Here is a 21,800-nt window from a genome sequence, read left to right on the forward strand (position 1 = left end):
GGGCGGGGTCCACGTGATGGGTTGGCGGCCCCCCCCGCACCCCGCCGGTGGGGGGCGGGCCCCGGGCGGGCCCCGCCCCCCCACGGGCCGAACGGTCGAGGTGTGGGTCAGTCCTCACCGGATCCGACGAGCACCGCGGCGCGTTGGGCGAGCCGCCGCAGGACGGCCTCGCCCCACTGGAGGTTCGCCCGCTCGAGGGCCATCCCGCCCAGCAGGGTGAGGTAGGGGCCGACGCGTTCGGCCGTGGCCAGGTAGGCGTCCTCGGTCCGCCCCGCGAGCAGCCGTTCCTGGAGACGCTGGTAACGCGCCAGCTTGGCGGCGGACCGTGCCATGCGCTCCTCGACGGCGGCCCGCACCTCCTCGATGCCGCGGGTGTCGGCGATGTCGACGCACTGGAGCTTGACCATCAACTCGTCCCTGATGGCGAGCGGCTTCGCGGGGGCGCCGGTGACATGGTCGCGCAGGACGTCCAGCCCGGCGTCGGTGAGCGAGAAGAGCCGCTTGTTGGGCCGACGCTCCTGCTGCACGACCCGGGCGGAGACGAGGCCCTCGCCCTCCATGCGGTCCAGTTCCCGGTAGATCTGCTGCGGGGTGGCCATCCAGAAGTTGGCGACGGAGGCCTCGAAGCCCTTCGCGAGGTCGTACCCGGACGCCTCGCCCTCCAGGAGAGCGGCCATCACCGCGTTGCGCAGAGCCATTCGGCGAATCTAGCACTTTTGGGCACTTTGTTGACTACTCAAGGGCGCGACTGTCCGGCTGGGTGATCCCCAGGGCCGGGAGGCTGATCCGTTCGGGCTGAAAACCACTGGCGGGCCAGTATGAAGATCCCCTACGATCCCCGCGATGACTACTCACTCTGCCGGCAGATTGGGGGTCCCGTCCGCGCAAGGTGAGTGCTGATGCCCACTCACATCGCGAACGGGGATTCCCGCCTTTCCTTCTGGTCGCGCGTACGCGAGTTCGCCGTACCGCCCTCCATGATCGAGACCGCGACCGCCCGCCGCCTCACCGGCGACTGGGCCGGGGCGTGCGCCGCCGCGGGTATCGATGTCGATCTCAGTCCGCGCGCTCTGACGCGCACCCACGGCCGGGAACTCGCCTCCCGAGTCCGGGCCGACCTCCGTCGTCTGGCGCCCGACCTGTTGCGCTGGCATCTGCCCAGGATCGCTCCTGACGGGCTGCTGCGCCCGGGGCTGACCATCACGCTGGCCCGGTACGGGACCGCGGGACGGGACGACGACCGTCCCCTCCACCTCGTGGTCCGGACTCCGCCGGCGTGGGCGGACGCCGGTCAGCGGATCAGCCTCGCGCTGTGGGACGGATCCGTCGCCGGGGGCGGCGCCCGGGGGCATCCGCATCCCCGTCCCAGCCGGCGGTTCCGCCTCGACCTGCACCGCCATCTGTGGGACGCGCGCAGGGCCGACGAGCTGCGGACCCGCTCCGGGGCCGGTCAGCCGGCCGGCCACCTCGTGACGGATCCGGACCTGCTGGGCATGGTGCCGCCCGGACACAGCTGTGCCGTCGACCGGTGGGCGGCCGAGGCGGAGCTTCTGCTCGATGCCGGACGATGGCCCACCCGTTCCGTCGTCGTACGGTTCGGCGGCCGGCATCGGCTGGTCCTGGACCTGGTCACGGACGGGCCCGGGCCGCCCGCCTTGCGCAGGGCTGCGGCCTCGGCGCAGGGCGGCGCCTCCGCGCTGCCGGTGCTTCCCGACGCGGCGACCTGGACGCTTCCCGACCTGGAACTGCTCCGCGCCGGGGCGATCGAGGCCGACCGGCTGCATCCACTGGTCGCCTCGGCACTCGTACCCGGGTATGCGCCGTCCGCCGGCCCCCCTCGGAACCCGCGCGGGGCGGGACAACCGCGCCTCGTGGACTGCCGAGGGGCGCGGCACCGGATCGGCCTGGTCGACGGGGTACTGGCCCCGCTGGACCACGACCCGGCCGAGATCCGGCGGGAGGAACTGCTGGCCGCGCTGAGCGGCACTCCGCTTCCCTGCCTGCAGGCGATCGACGAGGCCCACCGTCGCCCGGACTGCCTCAGCGGCGTCCGCGAACGGTTGGACCATGGCGACATCGCCGGTGCACTGGCCGTCGTCGAAGGCCTGCTGGGCCCCGACGCGCTGCTGCGCGACGGCGCCCTGCGCGACGAACTGGAAACGGCCGCGCGGCGGCGGATCACCTACGGCCTGTACCGGGCAGGCCTGTCCGGTCCCCGCCCCGACCGCTTCCCCGTGGACGTCGACAGTCGTCGCCGCACCCGTGACGACCGCTCCCGCCCACGCCACGCGGCCTCCCACTGACCCGGGACCCTGTCCCCCACTTCCTTCGCCTCCTCACGAACCCTCAGGTGATCACCATGCCCACGTGCGCCCCGTCCACTGCCACCGACGCCCCCTCCCACCCGACTCACGCGTCACAACTCGACGTGGCCGGGGACCTGTTGACCCTGCTGCGCGACACCACGACCGAACCGCGTCCCGACACCCAGCTGGAGGCCCTGACGCTGGCCGTGGCCGCCGACCTGCCCGTGCTGCTGTGGGGCGAGCCGGGGATCGGCAAGACCGCGGCCCTGACCCAGCTCGCCGCGGCCCTGGAGCTTCCGCTGACCACGGTCATCGCCAGCGTGCACGAGCCGTCCGACTTCTCCGGGCTGCCCATCGTCGGGGACGATCCCGCGCAGCAGGGTGTCCCGATGGCCCCGCCGGACTGGGCCGTGCGGCTCGTACGGGCCGGACGGGGGCTGTTGTTCCTGGACGAGCTGTCCACGGCACCGCCGGCCGTTCAGGCCGCGCTGCTCCGGCTCGTACTGGAACGGCGGATCGGCTCCCTGCAACTGCCGCCCGGCGTGCGGATCGTGGCCGCCGCCAATCCGCGGTCCTCGGCGGCCGACGGCTGGGAGCTGAGCCCGCCCCTGGCCAACCGGTTCGTCCATCTCCAGTGGACCCACGACCATGACGTCGTCGTACGCGGCCTCGGCGGGACCTGGCCCCGGGCCACCCTGCCCCGGCTCGACCCCGGGAGGTTGCCGGAGGCCGTGGACTTCGCCCGGCGCGCGGTGTGCGGGCTGCTCGCCGCCCGGCCCGGGCTCGTGCACCGCCTGCCCAGCAGTGAGGCCCGCCGGGGCGGACCCTGGCCGTCGCCCCGGAGCTGGGAGATGACGCTGTGTCTGATCGCCTTCGCGACCGCGGCCGGCTCCTCGAGGGACGTGCTGTCCTCGCTGGTCCGGGGCACCGTGGGCGACGGTCCCGGGCTGGAGCTGCTGGCCTGCCTGGACCGGATGGACCTGCCGGACCCCGAGGTGCTGCTCGCCGACCCTGCGGCTGCCGACCTGCCCGAGCGGGGGGATCTGCGCCAGGCGGTGCTCGACGGCGTGGTGGAGGCGGTCCGCAAGCGCCCCGACAGGTCCCGCTGGGACGCGGCGTGGGCGCTGCTGGTCCGGGCGGTGGAGACGGGAGCCGCGGACCTGGTCGTCGTTCCCGCCAACACCCTCGCGTCCCTGCGCCGGGAGGACTGGGACGTTCCGGCGGCGATCGAGCGGCTCGCCGGAGTAGTGTCGCTGTCCCGGCGGGCGGACCACGCGGCGGCCCGGTCCGCGGTCGCCACGAAGGCCGGACGATGAGCAGGGACGCACCGGGGACACTGGACCTCGACAAACTTCTCGCCGCCCGCCTCCACGCGGCCCGGGTCCGGCCCTACCTGGCGACGGCGCTGTTCGCCCTGCACCCCGTGGAATCGAGGGCCGTTCCGACGATGGCCGTCGACCGGCACTGGCGGTGCTACGTCTCGCCGGCGTTCGTGGACCGGACACCGGTCGAGGACCTGGCCGGCGTCTGGGTGCACGAGGTGTCGCACCTGCTGCGCGACCATCACGGGCGCAGTGACCGGGTCGCGCGGGAGCGCGGGCTGACCGGCCCCGGGGAACGGCTGCGGATGAACATCGCCGCGGACCTCGAGATCAACGACGACGTGTTCGGTGAGGGGCTGGTACGGCCCGAAGGCGCCGTCCAGCCGTCGTCCCTGGGGCTGGACGCAGGGGGGCTCATGGAGGACTACCTGCGCCAGTTCCGGCTCGGGCAGCATACGCAGGACCTCTCCTGGCTGGACTGCGGCAGCGGCGCCGACGGAGGGGACCGGGAGTGGGACCTCGGACCGGACGGCGCGCACGGTCTGAGCGAGCAGGAACGCGACGGGGTCCGGTTCCGGGTGGCGCAGGGCATCAACGCCCGGCCGGGGAACAGCCCGAAGGGCTGGCAGCGGTGGGCGGAGGAGGCGTTCCACCCGCCGCAGCCGTGGCGGGAGTTGCTGGGAGCGGCGGTCCGCTCGGCCACCTCCGGCCCCGGCGCGGGCGAGGACTACAGCTACGGCCGGCCCGCCCGGCGCTCGGCCGGAGTGCCCGGAGCCGTGCTCCCGAGCCTTCGGCGCAGACCGCCGCGAGTCTGCGTGGTCATCGACACGTCCGGCTCGGTCAGCGACGCCGAACTGGGCAGCGCGATCCTCGAGGTCGCCGCGATCTCCCGCGCCGTGGGCGGCCGACGCGACCTGGTGACCGTGGTGCCGTGCGACGCGGCGGCCCAGTTCGTGCACCCGCTGTGCCGGGGCGAGGGGATCCCGCTGCTCGGCGGGGGCGGCACGGATCTGCGTACGGGCTTCGCCAGGGCGCTCCGCACGCGGCCGGGTCCGGACGTCGTCGTGGTCCTCACCGACGGGTACACGCCCTGGCCGGACACCCGACCGGCGTGCCGGACGGTCGTGGGCCTGTTCCCCGGCGGGACTGCCGGCCGGCCGTGGCGCGAGGACAACCCCGACTACGTTCCGGACCGGCCGCCCGCCTGGGCTCGCGTGGTGGAGATCGGCGGCTGAGAGGGGCGCCGGGGTCGACAGCGGCTGCTCGGTGAATTCTGCCAGCCCGGTGAGCCCCCTTCGCCGTCGGTCTCAGAGCCATGGCCTGTCCGGCGGATCAGGTCACGGCAGAGGTGACGGTGCGTTAGGATCCCAGGTGGAGGGGGCGATGGTGGTGCTCCGGTCCGAGTTCCTCTTCCGCCCCGCCGTCGCGGCTACAGGCTGAGCGCGTCCTCCGCGTTGCCCACCCACGCAGTCACGGAGTTCTTGTCGGGCGAGACGTACAGGCCGGGAGTCGACGCCTTGAGTGGCGTCTGCTCCAGATCGGACTCGGTGTTCATGGTCATCGCGATCGAGTCGACGGTCTTCCCCGTGCCGTCGTTGGCACCGCCCATGAGCCCGGCGTATGCCGACTCGCCCGGTTCCAGCCTGATCGCGTCTTCCAGACCGGGTGCCTCGCCTCGCTCCGTGGCCTGCCCGTCCAGATCGCCGAAGGTCACGACCGGGTGGCCCAGCACCTTGCACGCCTTGGTCCCCTTGTTGCTGATCTTCAGCAGGTAACTGCTGGTCGTCGGCTCCGCCGGGGTCGCAGTGAACTTCACGTCGAAGGTGCTGCAGGGAAAGACGTCGTAGTCGGGGTCGGAAGCGGGCGACGCGCCGTCCCCGCCGCCCGCCGAGCCCTGATCCACGGACGCCGACGGCGTCGTCGGCTTCGTCGGCTTCGTCGGCTTCGACGGCGTCACAGACTCCGTCGCGCCGACGGTCGGCTTCTCGGCCCCGCCCGCCGCGTCGTCCTCGGCGGGGCCACAGGCGGTAAGGGCCAGACCGGATACGACGGCGAGGACGACGACGGCTCTGCGAACAGTACTCATGGTGATGTTCCCCCCGAATGAGAAGCGTCAAGTGCGCTGATCAAGTACAAGGTCCCGCAGGAGTTTCACAGCTCTGTGACGGCGTCTTGCCGAATCCACGACAGTGGCCGACCCGCTGCACGTCAGGCAGCAACGGGTCGGAAGCCCGAAAGCCGAGGCCCGCATCCGCTTCTGCCACCCGGAGGGACAGCTCGGTTACCGCAGTTCCTTCCCTCCCGACGCCTTTGCCCGTCGAGACGGTCCCGGAGTTGGCTGACGCCCCGCTCCCGGCGTCCATGGATCTGCCTCCCGCGCGGCTCAGAGGCCGCCGGTGACGCGGAGCGCGTCGTCGGTGGCCAGGCCGAGGCGGGCGGCCAGGGCGAGGCCGTCGTCGAAGGTGACGTCGTCTCCCGCCAGACGGACGGCGGCCAGGGCCGGCGGGACCCTGCCCTGGTCCAGCAATGTGGTCCACTGCTGCCGCGTGAGGGCGAGGTAGCGCAGGTTCGGGAGGTCGGCGAGAACGGTCAGGTCGGCGATGTCGGCGCCGGAGAGATCGAGCCCGTGCAGGTGGGGGGCCGTACGCAGCGGGGTGAGATCGGCCGGGGCGGTGGTGCTCAGGTCGAGAGACGCGAGGTGGGGGTGGCCCGCGAGCGCGGTGAGGTCGCCGCCGTCGAGGGCGACGCGGAGGGACTCGACGGGCAGGTCGCGCACGGGCGTCAGGTCGGCGGTGGTGGAGCGGTTGAGGTGCAGACGGCGCAGGCGGGGAGCGTCGCTGAGCGGGCCGAGGTCGACGATGCCGGTGGCGTCGTTGATGTGGATGGCCTGGAGGGTGGGCGGAACCTCTTCGGGGATGTCGCCGATGATCTGCTGGGTGACGGCGTCGCTGGCCGGCCGGCGCAGGGAGATGTGGTCGTCGTACTTCTCGTAGGAGCCCTGTTCCAGCAGTTCCAGGTGCTCCTGGAGCAGGGAGGTGAGGGAGTCGGCGACGTACACGGGGCCGTCGTCGTAGTCGCGGCCGGTCACGATGATCTGTCCGGGCCGTCCGTCGCGGGCGGGGTCCATGTCGACGGCCAGGTAGTTGCCGTCCTCACGGGTGGCGAAGCGGATCCATCCGGGGTGGCCTCCGCAGCGGCGGACGGTGTCGGCGGGGACGGTCTCGAAGACGACGGCCTCCCACTCCAGGTCCCAGCCGAACCAGGGCCGGTCCTGCCACTCGCGCCGGTCGGTGTACTCGGCGACCAGGCTCTCCAGGGACAACCAGGCGTTGTTCCGGATCAGGTAGCGGTGCCGGTATCCGATACCGTCCCCGTCGGCGATCAGGTACAGCGCCCGCAGGTCGGCGGGCAGCGGGCGCCCGATGCGGCGTTCGGCCTCGTCGAGCGCGGCGACGGTGACGGGCGGGGGCAGTTCCTCGGCGCCTCCGAGGATGGCGGCGCGCCGCTCGAGGTAGGCACGGAACCTCGCCGCCGCCAGCTCGGGGTCGCCGGCCGGGGCGGCGGTGCCCGCCTCCTGGCGGAGGCCTGGCTGCGGCAGGCGGAAGCCGGCGTCGAGGACGATCTCGTATCCGCCGCCGTGTCCGGTCACGCGGCCGACGGCGTCCGTGAAGGTGACGAGCCGGTACGCCCCGGAGGGCCGGCAGTCCATCTCCCAGCTGATGGGCTCCCAGCCACGGTCGTCGCGTATCGCCCCCGCGAGTTCCGTCAGCAGGTCGTGCATCTCGGGCAGCCACATGGGCGCGCGCGTGCCGGGAACGGTGTAGCCGCCGGTCATTCCGCTTCCGCCATGGCCTGCCCGGCCCGAGAGCACGGCCCGTGTCCAGCCGGCCGGTGCCTTGGTGACGATCTGTTCGGCCATGCGGCGGGCCGCCTGCTCAACCATGTGCCCCTCCTCCCGTTCTGTGGACTGCGCCGGCCATGCTGGCAGGCACCACTGACATCAGCGGCTGTCGGCGCCCCGACGTTCCAGCCGGGCGCAGTGCAGATCGGCGCATGACCCGGTCCTGGGCGCGGCCGGGTGCCGTGGGCCGCTCCGCACCGGTTCACCATCCGGCCCGGGGGCCGAAGGCCGCGGGACGGGACGTCGGCCGGCAACTCGCGTCGCCCGGGGACCCGTCGGCCCGGCGAACCTTCACAAGAACCGTCCCTCCCATGGCACGCGTCCTGATCTACGGTGCCATCAGTCACCCATGACGAGGGAGGAAGGCCGTGGAGCAGGCAAGGACAGCGCTCGCCGAGCGGATCGCCGAGCAGAGAAGGGGAGTTGGGGACCCTCGCGCGCTGGTCGGTGAGATGCGGCGCTCGGTCCTTCTGCTGCCGACGCCCGACGGAGGTCTGTGGTCGGCGCGTTCGGGCGGGGTGCGATGGATCTGCGCTTTCACCGACGAGGCCGCGCTGGCACAGTTCGCCCTGCTCCACGGATCCGGTGATCAGCCCGTGGACTACGCGGCGTTGCTGGGCGCGCGCATCGTGGATGAGATCGTGCCGTCGTTGAACGAGCCCGCCGGTCTGGCCGTCGACATCGCCACCGAGGACGGGTCGATGTTCTTCCCGCCGGTCGCCGGCATCGTTCCGGACGCGGCCGCTGTCGCCACCGGTGAGGCGGAGGAGGAGCGCGGTCATGAGTGGTGACGGTCAGGATCTGCGGCTGGGCAAGGCGGCCGTTGCGAAGTTCACGCAGGGCGTGGGCGCGACCATCGATCAGCTCGGTGAACTCGGCGGCGCCACGGGTTCGGTGATGGGCAAAGGCTTCTCGGAGCTGGCGATGACCGGGATGGAAGCCGGGCACCACGGCCTCTCGGTCGACTTCGAGGACTTCTGCGAGCGCTGGGAGTGGGGCGTGCGCGCCCTGGTGAGCGACGCCAGCGCGATCGCGAACCTGCTCGGCCTGGCGGCGGGCACCCAGTGGGAGCACGACCAGTACGTGGCGGGCGCGCTGAAGGTGGGCGTCAACTCCGTGATGGGCGGCAACCCGCACGCTTCGGAGGAGGAGATCGCCCAGCAGGACTGGGGTGAGGTGTTCACGCCGGACTACCTGAACCCGGACTGGAGCGCGGAGTCGTTCGACAAGGCGGGTGAGGACATCGAGCAGACCTGGAAGGACACCGGCCGCACCGTCCTCACCGAGGGCGAGGGCGGCCGGCGGTCGGAGGTGCTCAAGGACGCGCTCGGTATCTCCGACGACCAGTGGGACCAGGCGCTGGACGACACCTTCGGCCCGTCGCCGCAGGAGCGCGCCCAGCAGGCACAGCAGCAGGGTGAGTCCGGGGGGAACTGACCATGGGTATCGGCGACTTCATCAGTGACATCACGCCCGACTCGGTCGAGGACGCGGTCGAGGGCGGCGTCGAGTGGGTCGGCAACCGGGTCGAGGACGCCGGGAACTGGACCGCCGACCGGCTGGACGACGTCGGCTGGGAGTCCGGCGCGGACTGGGTGCGTGAGCAATCCCGTTCGGTCGCCAACCGGTTGGGCGCCGAGGTCGACGAGATGGACCTCGGGCAGACCGAGGACAAGACCAAGCTGATCTACGGCAGCCCGGACAAGATCCGTTCCACGGCCGAGAAACTCCGCGCCTTCCAGACGGCCTTCGACAACGCCGGCGAAGGCCTCAAGGGCCTCGACTCCTCCCAGCTCAAGGGCGAGACGGCCAAGGCGGTGCGGACCGCCGTGGGCACCCAGCCGCCCAAGTGGTTCACCGGTGCCGACGCCTGTGAGAAGGCGGCCGCCGCGCTGGAGGCGTTCGCCTCCACGGTCACCTGGGCGCAGGGGCAGGCGCAGACGGCGATCGACAAGTGGAAGGAGGGCACCAAAGCCTCCGAGGACGCCGCCGACGCCCACCGCAAGAAGATCGACGACTACAACAGCGCGGTCAAGCGCTACAACGCCCAGCCCGCCGACCAGCGCGACCTCTCCACGCTGCCGCCGTGCCCCGCCCCGACGTTCGACGACCCCGGCAAGAAGCTGATGCAGGAGGCGCAGGACATCCTCGCCGAGGCCCGCAAGCAGCGGAACACGGCGGCGGAGACCGCGCGCTCCGCGGTCCGCGCCGCCCGCGACACGGCCCCTGAGAAGCCTTCGTACGCCGAGCAGTTGGGCGACGGTGTCCAGGAAATGCAGATCATGGGGGACCATGTCGGCGGCGGCGTCATCAAGGGCACGGCCGGCATCCTGAACTTCGTCCGCTCGGTCAACCCCCTGGACCCTTACAACATCACGCACCCGGCCGAGTACGCCACGTCGCTGAACAGCCTGGCCGCGGGGCTGGTGGTCGCCGCCAACGACCCCGTCGGCACCGGCAAGCAGATGATCAGCGACTTCATGAAGGACCCGGCCGAGGGCTTCGGCCGGCTGCTTCCCGACGTCGCGCTGACCGTGGCCACCGGCGGAGGCGGCGCCGCGGTGAAGGGCGTACGCATCGCCGAGGACGCCGCCGACGCCGCGCGGGTGCGCAGGCTGGTCGACGACGCCCCCGAGGGCACCCACAACCGCCCGGACGGCGGGCGCACCACTGACGGCACGGACCCCGTGGACCTGGCCTCGGGCCGGATGTTCCTGCCCCAGACCGACCTCGCGATTCCGGGCATCCTGCCGCTGGTGTTCACCCGCCGCACCGAGTCGGGCTGCACGGCCGGCCGCTTCCTGGGGCTCGCCTGGACCTCCACCGTCGACGAGCGTCTGGAGATCGACGCCATCGGCGTCCTCCACGTCACCGCCGAGGGACTTCTGATCCCGTACCCGCACCCGGTCCCCGGCGCGCCCACCACACCGGAATCGGGCAGGGCCCGCACGCTTCTCGCCCGGGACACCGACGGCGACTACACCGTCACCGACCCCGACACCGGCCTGACCCGCCACTTCACCGCCCCGTCCGGCAGCGAACCGGGCGGCGACGGAACCGCCTGGCTCACCGGCATCACCGAACCCAACGGCCACACCGTCACCGTCGACCGCGCCGAGGACGGCCTGCCACTGGCCCTCGTCCACTCGGCAGGTCACCAGGTGAAGCTGTCCGTCGCCGACGGCCTGGTCACCGGCCTGTCCCTGGCCGGCGCGGGCGAGGGCGGGGCGGATCTGCCCCTGATGAGCTACGGCTACGAGGACGGCAACCTCACCGCCGTCACCAAGCCGTCGGGCGCCACCACCACGTTCGTCTACGACGACCGCCACCGCGTCATCGCCTGGATCGACTCCAACGCACGCCGCTACGACTACGTCTACGACGACCGCGACCGCGTCATCGCCGAAGGCGGCGAAGCCGGCCACATCCAGATCACCCTCACCTACACCGAACCCGACCCCGAGACGGGCCACCGCACCACCACACTCACCACGGCCGAGGGGCACGCGACCCGCCATCTGATAGGTGCGGGCTGCCGCGTCCTGGCCACCACCGACCCCCTCGGCCACACCACCCGATTCACCTACGACACCCACGGCAACCTGCTGACCCGCACCGACCCGCTGGGCCGCACCACCGCCTACGCCTACGACGAGGAGGGCCGGGTGGTGTCCGCCACCCGGCCCGACGGGAGCGTGCTGCGCACCGTGCGGGGCCCGTTGGGCCTGCCGGTGGAGGTGATCGGCCCGGACGGGCACCGCACGACCTACGCATACGACAAGCGCGGCAACCGCACCTCGGTCACCGACCCGGCCGGACACACCTCGCGCTACGGGTACGACCAGCACGGCCGCCTGACCTCCGTCACCGACGCCCTCGGCGCCACGACGCGGATTGTCTGCGACCGCGCGGGCCTACCGGCGGAGGTCACCGACCCGGCCGGCGGGACCACCCGACTGCAACGCGACGCCCTCGGCAGATTCCTGCACATCACCGACCCGGTCGGCGGAGTCACCCGCTTCGTCTGGGACGCGGACGGCAATCTCGTCTGCCGAACCGCCCCGGACGGTGCCACCGAGTCATGGACCTACGACGGCGAAGGCAACTGCCTCACCCACACCGACCCGGCCGGAGGAGTGACCCGCTTCGAGTACACCCACTTCGACCTCCTCGCCACCCGCACCGAACCGGACGGCTCCCGCTACGCATTCGAGCACGACGCCGACCTGCGCCTTACCCAGGTGACCAACCCGCAGGGTCTCTCCTGGAGTTATGAGTACGACCCGGCGGGCCGCCTTGTATCGGAAACCGACTTCGACGGCCGAACCCTCAGCTACTGTCTCGATGCCGCAGGGCACCTGACGTCCCGGACCGACGCCCTCGGCGGCGTCCTCACCCTGGAGCACGATCAGCTCGGCCGAATGATCAGAAAGGACGCTGGAGGCAGGACCGTCACCTACGCCTACGATGCGTCGGGACGCCTCGTGCAGGCCTCCGGCCCCCACGGCGACCTGATCCGACAGTACGACCGGCGCGGCCTGCTCAAAACCGAACTCGTCGACGGCAGCGCCATCACCTACAGGTACGACGCACTCGGCCGCCGGACTCGACGCGTGACGCCGACCGGCCATGTCACCACGTACGCCTACGACGTGGCAGGCCGCCTCGACCGGATGGCCCCGAGGGGCCCTCAGGTCGACATCACCCAAGACGCCCCAGACCGGGTAGTGAAGTATCGCGCTCCTACGGCGATACGTTGACTCTGTCATCCGTCCGGGACGAAGTCGGCAGGCTTTCCGGGCAGCACCTCGCGGCCGGTGGACAGACCCTGAACAGCCGTACGTACACCTACCGTGCCGACGGTCACCTCACCTCCGTGGTCGATCAGTTGTCCGGCACTCGGTCGTTCGAGCTCGACAACGTCGGCCGAGTCGTCGCCGTCAACGCCCACGGGTGGACCGAACGCTACGCCTACGACCTCGTCGGCAATCAGACCGAAGCCTCCTGGCCCTCATCGCATCCAGGCCACGAGACAACCGGCCCTCGTACGTACACCGGCACCATGATCACCCGTGCTGGCAACAGCCGCTTCGAACACGACCGTCTCGGGCGCGTGGTCCTCAAGCAGCGGACCCGCCTGTCCCGCAAGCCCGAGACCTGGCGTTACACATGGGACTCCGAGAGCCGCCTCACCTCGGTCGTCACGCCGGACGGCAGCCTCTGGAACTACCGTTACGACCCACTGGGCCGGCGCATCGCAAAGCAGCGCCTCGCGGGCGACGGTGAGACCGTCCTGGAGGAAACCCGCTTCACCTGGGACGGCATGGTCCTGTGCGAACAGACGACCGTCTCCCATGACCTGCCCGACATCGTCGCACTCACCTGGGACCATCGCGGCTCGACTCCCCTCGCCCAGACCGAACGCATCCTCGCCCGCGACGCCGGTCAGCAGGAGATCGACCGCCGATTCTTCGCCATCGTCACGGACCTCGTCGGCACCCCGACCGAACTGGTCACCGAGAACGGGGACATCGCCTGGCGCACCCGGTCCACTCTCTGGGGCACCACCGCCTGGAACCGGAGCAGCACCACCTACACACCCCTCCGCTTTCCCGGCCAGTACCACGACCCCGAAACCGGCCTTCACTACAATCTCTTCCGGCACTATGACCCCGCCACGGCCCGCTATCTCACCCCGGATCCGCTCGGCCTCGCTCCCGCGCCCAACCCGGCCGCCTATGTCCACAATCCGCACACCTGGACGGATCCACTGGGCCTTTCTCCCTATCAAGAGAAGGGAGGAAGCGCGGAGATCGATCCCAGAAAGCTCGACTACCTGTTCAACAAGGACATCAAACCGGACTCACACAACTCACCGAGGGCACTCCAGAACGAACTCCAACTCCACCGAATCGGCATACCGGACACCCCAGAGATGCGGCAATACGTCACCGATCATCTGACACATGCCGCCCAACAGCCGTTCGGGCGCACATTTACCAAGGAGTGGCCCGGCGGGAGTGGCGAATTCGGCGTGACCGAATCTGTCCTTCACGGCCCGCACGGAGCACTTGGTGTCGAGAGCACCTGGGAGATTCTGCCGGACGGCGGACATAGACTCTCCACAGTCATCTTCCGCGGCAGTGGCCCAAATGTAAGCATCCACGGCAGCCTGGACCACTGGCCGCCGTACAGTGGAAAGTGAAGGTGGACGTGTACCGAGAGTTCCTCACCCCCGACGACGAAGAGGTCTACGAGACCATCGGCGAATGGCCGGATTCGGACGAGACTGGCGCACGGATTCTCACCCTGCAGGATAATTTCGGACACTCGCTCATTTTTTCCTACGATGCACTGGCAAGGTCAGTGAGGATCCGCTGGATGAACGATCGGGGAACCGAGATGCTGGATTTCTTCCGCGAAAGCGCAACGCGCCTTTCCTTCACCTCAGGGGAGTCAACCAAGCACATTTCCATCGAATTCTGCACAGGCGAGTGCACGGGGACCATGGAGATTCAGGTGACGCCCCACCTGTCGGTACGCGACCGCCTCCTGTTCCAATGAGGAAGCGCTTTCACTCCCCGTATCCGCGCGGTAAGAAAGGCAACCCGTTCGAGAACCGTGCGGATGTGGAAAAAGCCGCGTTTGAGCTCGCCAGCGTTCGCCACAGTGAAGATCCCATCGCAGAGTGGATGGCCACGGGGACAAACAACTGAGACACACTCCGGGTTACGTTTATTCGCCCGACCCGGCGCACTGGGGAAATTGCCGGTAATTCGAAAGGGACAGCGGCTCGCGTGTGGCAATGCAAGGGCGCAACGGCCCGACGGTAGCCTCGGCTGTCCGGAGTCGCAACTGAATGCCGTGGAGACCGGTGAAAGGTCAGGGATCATGAAGGACCGGCAGGCACCGGAGTGGCTGGACACCCTTGGGCGCTGCGGACTTGAGGTGACGGGGAAGGCGGCAACTGACGGCCCACCCGTGAACGCCGCCATCTATGCGGTCAGCGGATTCGAGGTGGAGCCGGTCGCCGCAATCCCCGCCTCCGCCCCCCACGCTGCCGACGAACTGGACGAGGCGTGGCATCACCATGCTTCACAAGCTTCGCTCTACGGGGGGAACGGAGAGTTCCTCATCCTCCCGCCCATCCCCGGCGGGAGCGAGGTCGGCTGGGTGCGTGTAAAAGACCCGGTCGGCAAGAACCTCCCGTCACGTATCTCCGGGGTAAGTGGTTCGCCCGAGTTCGTGGCCGTTTCGGTTGACGGCCGCCATCTGTGTGCCGCCTCCGTCGAAGAATCCGATTACTGGGTGGTAGTGCACGAATTCAAAATCCAATGAGCGTCACGAGTGTCATTTCAACGCAAGACGTCCTCCGTAACGCCCACGCCGCTGGTCAGGGGTGAACCACTGCGGCGGCTCGACCGCGATCTGGAGCAAGGCGATGCTGTGGCACGGGGGAACCGCTGGGACATCGTCGTCGACGGCCGCGCGCATCATGGAGGACGTCAGGTCGTAGGCCCGCACCGCCAAGCAGCGTCCTGGCGGACAACGGTGAAACCGTCCCGGTGGAGGGCAGGATTCCAGCCAAGAACGGCTACAGCAACCTGGTCGAGGACTATGCCGACCGGGCGGAAGTCGTGAACCACCGGCCTGACCCGCCCACGGCGACCCGCTCCGTTCGGACCACCGGCAGGCCGGCCGGAACATCGGCCCCCTGCCACCCACCCACGGCGAGCCGTAAACCGCCCTAAAATGGAACAAATTCTCCATGGCGATCGAGGCCAAAGTGTCGGCCAACGGTGTGGCATCGAACTCGTACCCATTCGGCGCCGTGGGTGTCGGCGAAGCGGCCGAGCGCGACGACGCACTGGTCAGTGCCGTCATCAGCGCCGTGCAGGCGACCGGAGCCCATGCCGCAAGTGTGTTCCTGCTCTCCGGCGACCATCGCTCTCTCGTGCTGGCCGCGGTGTGCGGGTCGCCCCCCTCCCTGGTCGGCGGATGGCGTCGGATCCCGGTGCACAGCCGTATCCCGGTGGCTGAGGCGTACCGCTCCGGACGCACCGTCCTCCTGGCCGACGCGCAGGAGACCATGCGGCGCTTCCCCCAGCTCTCGGTCGCCGCGCCCTACCCTTTCGGCTCTGCTTCCGTGCCCGTGAGAGCAGGCGAGCGGACCTTCGGGGCGATGGCTGTGCTCTGGGCACCCCGGCCTGACGGGTCAGGGCTGTCGAGGGCCCAGCGCCGACAACTGCGCTCCGCGGCGGACCGTCTCGGCACCGCCCTCGCCGGGCTGAGCGCCCCCCGGACGCTCGGACACTACGACGACCGGACGGCTCCGGTGATGGTCACCGTGCCCTCCGCTCCGGTGACAAGGGTGGGCCTGTTCGACTGGAACCTCGCGACCGGCGCCCTCACGGCCGACGACGAGCTGTGTGCGATCTTCGAGATTCCGCCCAGCGAGTTCGACGAACGGGCGGCCACCCTGGCGGCCAGGATCGAGCCGGCGGACCTGCCGGGCTTCCGCTCCGCCGCCCGTGCCGCGGTCGAGGAAGGCCATGTGCTCGCGCACTGCCTGCGCCTCCGGGACGGCGTCGGGGGGCACCGCACTGTCGAGCTGTGGGGTCGGGTTCCCGAGAACCCGGGCGACCGGCAGGCGTCGTCCCATCTGTTCGGCGCCGTACTGGACGCGGGGAGCGGCATGGCCGCCGTGGCCGCGATCGAGCGACTCGCGGACGGCTTCTTCGCGCTCGCTCCGGACGGACGTGTCACCTACGCCAACCACAGCTTGGAGAACCTGCTGCGGGCCCGTCAGGACGAACTGCTCGGCCGGCGCCCCTGGGACGTCCTCCCCTGGCTGGCCGATCCCGTCTACGAGGACCGTTACCGGGCCGCCGTGGTCTCCCAGCAACCCGTCTCCTTCCTGGTCCGCCGACCGCCCGACGAGTGGCTCGTCTTCTCGCTCCACCCCGGCACGCAGGGCATGACCGGCTGGGCGGCGTCCGTGAGGCAGCCGGTGCCGGCCGGCACCGGCCCCGGGACGCCCGTGGCGCAGGAGGGACCGCCCGTCTCCCTGTCGCCTCCGCCCGCGGCCCCGCGCCTGGGGGTCCTGTACCGCGTGCTCCAGGTGGGCAGCGCCCTCACCGGCGCGGTCACCGCGCACGAAGTGTGCGATGTCGTCGCCGAGCAGCTGCTACCCGCTTTCGGCGGCCAGAGGCTGGCGATCGGCGTGGTGGAGGAGCGGCGCCTGCGCCTGTTCGCGCAGCGCGGCTACTCGAAGCGTTTCTCGCCCGGTTCGAAGGCACCCCGTTGCATGCCCGGCTGCCCGTGACCGACGCGCTCGCCTCCGGCGCCCCGCTGTTCGTCGAGTCACGGCGACAGCTCCTCGATGCGTACCCCGGCATCCCGGTCGGCAAGTCCAGCTCGTGGGCGTTCCTGCCGTTGATCGCCGCCAATCGCCCGGTCGGCGTCTGCATGCTCGGCTTCGACGACGTCCATCGGTTCCCCGAGGAGGAGCGCGGACTCCTCACCGCGCTGGGCGGCCTGATCGCCCAAGCCCTCGAGCGCGCCAGACTCTACGACGCGGAGTTCGCCCTCGCCCGCGGCCTGCAGGACGCGCTGCTGCCGCACCGGCTGCCCACACTGCCGGGCCTGCGCGTCACCGGGCGCTATCTGCCGGGCACCAGGGGTATGGACATCGGCGGCGACTGGTACGACGTCATCCCCACCGGCGACGAGGTCTCGCTGATCGTCGGGGATGTCGAGGGGCACAACGTCGCAGCGGCCGCCGCCATGGGCCAGTTGCGGAGCGCGATGCGGGCCTTCGTCACCGCCGGCCACCGGCCGAGCGACGTCGTCGCCAGCACCAACCGGCTCCATCTGGACCTCGACCCCACGTTGCTCGCCAGCTGCTGCTACGCCTGTTTGCACCCCCGCTCCGGGGTGGTGCGCATCGTCCGCGCGGGCCACTGCCCGCCCCTGCTGCGCCTGCCCGACGGACACGCCGAAACCCTGGATGCGCCGGGCGGCCCTGTGCTGGGCGTCGAGACAGCGGCCTACTATCCGGAGTTCGCGCTGCGTCTCGTGCCCGGCTCGATCCTGGCCCTGTACACGGACGGGCTGATCGAGAGGCGCGGCTCGGACATCGGTTCCGGCATCGACCGGCTCCGGGCCTCCTTGGCCCGCAGGGGCGGGGGTCGTCTGGAGGACCTGGCCGATGGCCTGCTGCAGGATGCCCGCGAGTCCGCCGACCGCGCGGACGACATCGCGCTCCTGCTCAGCGAGTACGCCCCGCCGTCGAAGAGAGCCGTGTGGACCGACCGCCAGGCCGATCACCCAGGCCAGGTCCGCGACGCCGCCGTCACTTGCCCCAGATCTTCCGGTACGCCTCCCGGTAGCCGGACGGATCCCAGGTCGTGACGCCCTCGCTGTTGTCGGCCGTGGTGATGTGGACGGGGGCCGTGTACCCGCTGGCGGGACGGCCGGAGAAGGCGCGGTTGAACTCGTCGACGATCTGCCAGCCCTGCAGGGACAGCGGTTCGGGGACGGTGGCGGCCTGGTACTGCCTGCTGTTGATGCGCTGGAAGGCGGAGGGGTCGCCGTCGCCGGCGCCGATGTTGAAGGGCGGCCCCGAGCCTTTCTCGCCGGCCGCGCGGAAGGCGGGGGCGGCGTCGGCGAAGTACAGGTCGTTGATGGCGACGGAGTGGGTCCACCTGCTGCGGAACCGGGACAGGAGCGAGGAGATCTCCCGCGGGGTGCGGCTGCTCGCGTCCGGGATCGGAATGTTCTCGTAAGCGAGCAGCTTGACGCCCGGACAGGTGGCGAGCTCCTTCCTGATCAGCTCGGACTTGTTCCGGGCGAAGGGGATCGAGGCGTCGGTGATGAGCACGACCCCGGCCCGGCCGTTGGAGTGCGAGATGATCCACCGCGCGCTGATTCCGGCCACCTCCTCGACACGGGTGGTGACGTTGGTGAAGAGCTCGGGCCGCCGGCTGGGCCCGGGAGCCGCGACCGCGTGCCAGCCGACGAGCGGGATGCCCGCCGCGTCGGCCCGCGCGACCTGCCGCGACGTCGAGTTGGGGTCGAACCCGCCGATGACGATGCCCGCGGGCTTGAGGGCCACGGCCTCGCTCATCGCCGCCTGGATGCCGGCGGGGGTGCCACCGCCGTCGATCACCCGGACGTTCCAGCCGATGACCCGCGCGGCCTGCCGCACCCCGTTCGCGGCGCCCGCGACTCCGGGATTGGTCATGGTCTGGGCGACGTAGACGATGGTCTTGCCGGACACCGCCGCGGGGCCGCTGGTCGGTCCGCCCCAGGGAATGTCGGTCTTCTCCGCCTGTGTGACGGCGGCCCGGGCCCTGGCATGGACGGCGGGGCAGCCGCTCGGGCCCGTACTGGACTCCCCCGCGTCGCCCGAGGAACCGCGTTCGCACCCGGCAAGGACGGTTGCCGTCGCCAGCAGGGCGCAGGAGGCGAGCCGGACCGTGGAGACACCGGGAGTGGCCCTGCGGTTGCCGTGCACGGGAACTCCTTGCGTGAGACGGGCGGGAGGACGGGGCGGGGGCACGGAGGTGGTGCCCGCGGCGTGGGTCAGGGAGTGGTGCCTGGCGCACCACCGTCCTGCGTCGGGGAGGACGGTGGCCCGGGCGGAGCGGTGGGCGCGGGCGCGTCGCGGGTCGCGACGGCGCCGCTGCGCAGTCGGCGGCGGGCGGCGTAGCCGGCCAGCCCGACGGCGACGAGCAGGGTGCCTCCGTAGAACAGCGGCACCGTCCAGAAGTCGGCGCCCAGCTGGCCGATGCCGGTGAGCCCGACGGCGAGCACCGCGACGGCCACGACGGTGCCGACGGCGTTGGGCCGGCCGGGTTTGATCGCCGTGGAGCCGAGGAGGGCGCCGACGAAGGCGGGCAGCAGGTAGTCGAGGCCGACGCTCGGATTGCCGATCTGCTGCTGGGCCGCGAGCAGCACCCCGGCGAAGCCGACGATCAGCCCCGACGCGGCGAACGCGTACACGGTGTGTCTGCGGGTCGGGATGCCGACGAGCTCGGCCGCACGCGGGTTCGAGCCGACGACGTACAGGTACCGGCCGAGGGGCAGCCGCTCCAGCGCCAGCCAGAGAACGGCCGTGAGACCGAGCACGTAGAAGGCGGGGACCGGAAGGCCGAGGAACGTGGAGTCGTAGAGGTCCGTGAACGCTGCCGGAAGGCCTTGCGGGCCGGGGACGATCCGGCCGCCGTCGGTGATCCAGCCGGTCACGGCGTACATCATGCTGCCGGTCCCGAGGGTGGCGATGAAGGAGTCGATCCGACCGAACACGACGATGACACCGTTGAGGACGCCCACGACCGCCCCTCCGGCGATCACCGCGAGGCAGGCGTACGGCCAGGGCCATCCGTTGTTGACGACGAGCTGCATCACCGCGACGTGTGCCAGGCCGAGGCCGTAGCCGAGGGAGAGGTCGAACGCGCCGGTCACGATGGGGACCATGGCGGCGAGCGCGAGGACGGCCGGGATCGACTGGTTGGACAGGACGGAGTCGACGGTGTCCAGCGTGGGGAAGGTGCGGGGCAGGGCGAGGGAGAAGATCAGGACGAGCAGGGCGGTGAGGCCGAGCAGGCCGTAGGCGCCGATGAGGTGTCCGCCCGGTCGGTGCGGTCGTCTGCGGGGTGCGGAAGGGGAGGGCGGGGCGGTCATGGGTTCGTCCCGGTTCCGGACGGGGGCACGGCCGAGGCCGCCCGGGTCAGCCTTGCCACCGTGAGGGCGGCGCCGCTCAGTTCGGCCGTCACGGAGCCGCGGACGAAGACCAGGGCGCGTCGGCACACACCCGCGACCTCCTCGAAGTCGCTGGAGATGAGCAGGACCGCGAGGCCTGCGGCCAGCGCCTCGTCGAGCAGGCGGTGGATCGCGGCCTTGGCGCCCACGTCCACGCTCGCGGTCGGTTCCTCGAGGATCAGCAGGCGCAGGCCCACCCGGAGCCACCGGCCGATCATGACTTTCTGCTGGTTGCCGCCGGACAGGGTGGCGATGGGGGCCTCGCTGTCGCGGGGGTGGACCGAGAACCGTTCGATCAGGGTGGTGGCCTCGGCGCGTTCGCGGCGGGGGCTGATCCAGTGCAGCGCCGGCCGGCCTCCCACGCGGGGATTGGCCAGGAGGTTCTCCCGTACGGTCAACTCGGCGAGGCAGCCCTCCCACAGTCGGTCGCCGGACACGAACCCGACCCCGAGGCCGACGGCGTCGGCAACCGTGCGAGGCCGGTACGGCCGGCCGCCGAGAAGGGCCCGCCCGTCGAGAAGGGTCCGGGAGCCCGCGAGGGCCCGGCCCAGTTCCGTGTGTCCGGCACCCGTGAGGCCGACCAGGCCCACGACTTCCCCGCCCCCGAGCTCCAGGCCGACCGGGCCCGAGCCGGTGGTCCGTACGCCGTCCAGGGTCAGCACGGCCGAGCCGCCGGCCCGAGCCCTGGCCGGGCGGTGGTCGGGCAGTTCCTCGCCGACGATGTCGTGCACCAGACGCGCGGGGCTGTGGTCCGCGAGCGAGCCGTGGCTGACGAGGCGGCCGTCACGCAGTACGGCGAAGGCGTCGGCTACCTCGTACACCTCGTCCAGGCGGTGGCTGACGTAGAGGATGCCGTGCCCGCGGTCGCGCAGGTCGTGCAGAACGCGGAACAGCCGGGCGCAGTCCGCGGCGGGGAGGCGGGCGGTCGGCTCGTCGAGGACGATGAGCTTCGCGTCTGCCGCCAGGGCTCGGGCGATGGCGACCAGCGAACGCTCGGCCGGGGCGAGCCGGGCGATCGACACGTCGGGGTCGAGATGTCCGGCGACGATCCGCAGGGCGTCACCGCAGCGCTCGCGGGCACGCCGCCAGGAGATCAGTCCGGCGCGGCGCGGATAGCCGGCGCTCAGGGCGATGTTCTCGGCGACCGTCATCCATTCCACGAGCCCGAGGTCCTGGTGGATGAAGGACATGCTGCGGGTGGCGGCATGGCTCCCGAGGGGGTGCCCGCCCACCGTGATGTGCCCGGCGTCGGCGTGGTGGACGCCGGCGAGCACCTTGATGAGCGTGGACTTCCCGGCCCCGTTGGGTCCGAGGAGGGCGAGGACGCTGCCGGCGTGGACGTCGAGGTCGACCCCGGTCAGCGCGAGGGTCCCGCCGAACCGCTTGCCGAGCCCGCGGATGCGTACCAGGGGTTCCGTCCCGAAGGGCGCAGCCGCCTTCGCGGACGTGTCGGGAGCGTCGTGCACGGACATCTCCGGGAGGTTGGCCTGGCGAGTTCTTCCCGAC

At 71.2% G+C, this 21,800-nt stretch carries 15 protein-coding genes and 1 pseudogene; 10 read left to right on the forward strand and 6 right to left on the reverse strand.

All coding sequences use genetic code 11. From position 1 onward, the window contains the following. Nucleotides 1-107: 107 nt before the first annotated feature. The gene (locus tag ACPT94_RS09755; RefSeq protein ID WP_360331409.1) at nucleotides 108-698 is read right to left on the reverse strand and encodes a PadR family transcriptional regulator; all 591 of its coding nucleotides are present in this window, start codon (nucleotides 696-698) and stop codon (nucleotides 108-110) included. A 201-nt stretch (nucleotides 699-899) separates the two neighbouring features. On the opposite strand from ACPT94_RS09755, the gene ACPT94_RS09760 reads away from it, so the two are divergent. Genes ACPT94_RS09760 through ACPT94_RS09770 form a run of 3 tightly spaced genes read left to right on the forward strand, consistent with a single transcriptional unit; the run spans nucleotide 900 to nucleotide 4,863 of the window. Beyond that, nucleotides 900-2,303, forward strand: coding sequence for a hypothetical protein (locus ACPT94_RS09760; RefSeq protein WP_360331412.1), 1,404 nt, complete (start codon nucleotides 900-902; stop codon nucleotides 2,301-2,303). Nucleotides 2,304-2,359: 56 nt separating this feature from the next. Next, a complete protein-coding gene (locus ACPT94_RS09765) occupies nucleotides 2,360-3,622 on the forward strand; it encodes an AAA family ATPase (RefSeq protein ID WP_360331415.1) in 1,263 nt (420 codons plus the stop codon). After that, nucleotides 3,619-4,863 (forward strand): vWA domain-containing protein, encoded by a 1,245-nt coding sequence (locus ACPT94_RS09770; RefSeq protein ID WP_360331418.1) that lies wholly within the window; start codon nucleotides 3,619-3,621, stop codon nucleotides 4,861-4,863. The genes ACPT94_RS09765 and ACPT94_RS09770 overlap by 4 nt, the downstream gene beginning before the upstream one ends. 194 nt (nucleotides 4,864-5,057) lie before the next feature. On the opposite strand, the gene ACPT94_RS09775 is transcribed toward ACPT94_RS09770, so the two are convergent. Then, nucleotides 5,058-5,714, reverse strand: coding sequence for a DUF4232 domain-containing protein (locus ACPT94_RS09775; protein WP_360331420.1), 657 nt, complete (start codon nucleotides 5,712-5,714; stop codon nucleotides 5,058-5,060). A 297-nt stretch (nucleotides 5,715-6,011) separates the two neighbouring features. Further along, complete coding sequence (locus tag ACPT94_RS09780; RefSeq protein WP_425245649.1) at nucleotides 6,012-7,571, reverse strand: SMI1/KNR4 family protein; 1,560 nt, start codon at nucleotides 7,569-7,571, stop codon at nucleotides 6,012-6,014. A gap of 326 nt (nucleotides 7,572-7,897) precedes the next feature. Here ACPT94_RS09780 and ACPT94_RS09785 point away from each other — a divergent pair, with 326 nt between their 5' ends. The 7 genes and pseudogenes from ACPT94_RS09785 (at nucleotide 7,898) to ACPT94_RS09815 (ending at nucleotide 17,942) form a co-directional block, all read left to right on the forward strand. Then, nucleotides 7,898-8,320 carry a hypothetical protein gene (locus ACPT94_RS09785; protein WP_360331426.1) on the forward strand — a complete coding sequence of 141 codons (423 nt, stop codon included), beginning with the start codon at nucleotides 7,898-7,900 and terminating at the stop codon, nucleotides 8,318-8,320. Further along, nucleotides 8,310-8,966, forward strand: coding sequence for a hypothetical protein (locus ACPT94_RS09790; protein WP_360331429.1), 657 nt, complete (start codon nucleotides 8,310-8,312; stop codon nucleotides 8,964-8,966). The genes ACPT94_RS09785 and ACPT94_RS09790 overlap by 11 nt, the downstream gene beginning before the upstream one ends. A gap of 2 nt (nucleotides 8,967-8,968) precedes the next feature. Continuing rightward, nucleotides 8,969-13,734: pseudogene (locus ACPT94_RS09795) on the forward strand (putative T7SS-secreted protein). Further along, nucleotides 13,731-14,093, forward strand: a complete 363-nt coding sequence (locus ACPT94_RS09800; RefSeq protein WP_425245650.1) for a hypothetical protein — start codon at nucleotides 13,731-13,733, stop codon at nucleotides 14,091-14,093. Before ACPT94_RS09795 ends, ACPT94_RS09800 begins: the two are co-directional and overlap by 4 nt. Before the next feature lie 327 nt (nucleotides 14,094-14,420). Beyond that, a complete protein-coding gene (locus ACPT94_RS09805) occupies nucleotides 14,421-14,867 on the forward strand; it encodes a PH domain-containing protein (protein WP_425245651.1) in 447 nt (148 codons plus the stop codon). A gap of 430 nt (nucleotides 14,868-15,297) precedes the next feature. After that, complete coding sequence (locus ACPT94_RS09810) at nucleotides 15,298-16,854, forward strand: GAF domain-containing protein (RefSeq protein WP_425245652.1); 1,557 nt, start codon at nucleotides 15,298-15,300, stop codon at nucleotides 16,852-16,854. Further along, the gene (locus ACPT94_RS09815) at nucleotides 16,851-17,942 is read left to right on the forward strand and encodes a PP2C family protein-serine/threonine phosphatase (RefSeq protein WP_425245653.1); all 1,092 of its coding nucleotides are present in this window, start codon (nucleotides 16,851-16,853) and stop codon (nucleotides 17,940-17,942) included. Before ACPT94_RS09810 ends, ACPT94_RS09815 begins: the two co-directional genes overlap by 4 nt. Here the strand turns inward: ACPT94_RS09815 and ACPT94_RS09820 are convergent. From ACPT94_RS09820 to ACPT94_RS09830, 3 genes are all read right to left on the reverse strand, one after another. Continuing rightward, nucleotides 17,884-19,047: a substrate-binding domain-containing protein gene (locus ACPT94_RS09820; protein WP_360331447.1), complete on the reverse strand. Its 1,164-nt coding sequence runs from the start codon at nucleotides 19,045-19,047 to the stop codon at nucleotides 17,884-17,886. The genes ACPT94_RS09815 and ACPT94_RS09820 overlap by 59 nt on opposite strands. 68 nt (nucleotides 19,048-19,115) lie before the next feature. Then, nucleotides 19,116-20,216: an ABC transporter permease gene (locus ACPT94_RS09825; protein ID WP_360331450.1), complete on the reverse strand. Its 1,101-nt coding sequence runs from the start codon at nucleotides 20,214-20,216 to the stop codon at nucleotides 19,116-19,118. Continuing rightward, nucleotides 20,213-21,760, reverse strand: coding sequence for a sugar ABC transporter ATP-binding protein (locus ACPT94_RS09830; RefSeq protein WP_425245712.1), 1,548 nt, complete (start codon nucleotides 21,758-21,760; stop codon nucleotides 20,213-20,215). The genes ACPT94_RS09825 and ACPT94_RS09830 overlap by 4 nt, the downstream gene beginning before the upstream one ends. Between the last annotated feature and the right edge of the window lie 40 nt (nucleotides 21,761-21,800).

Origin of the sequence: Streptomyces aurantiaciflavus, assembly GCF_049808595.1 — a bacterium.
GTDB lineage: Bacteria > Actinomycetota > Actinomycetes > Streptomycetales > Streptomycetaceae > Streptomyces.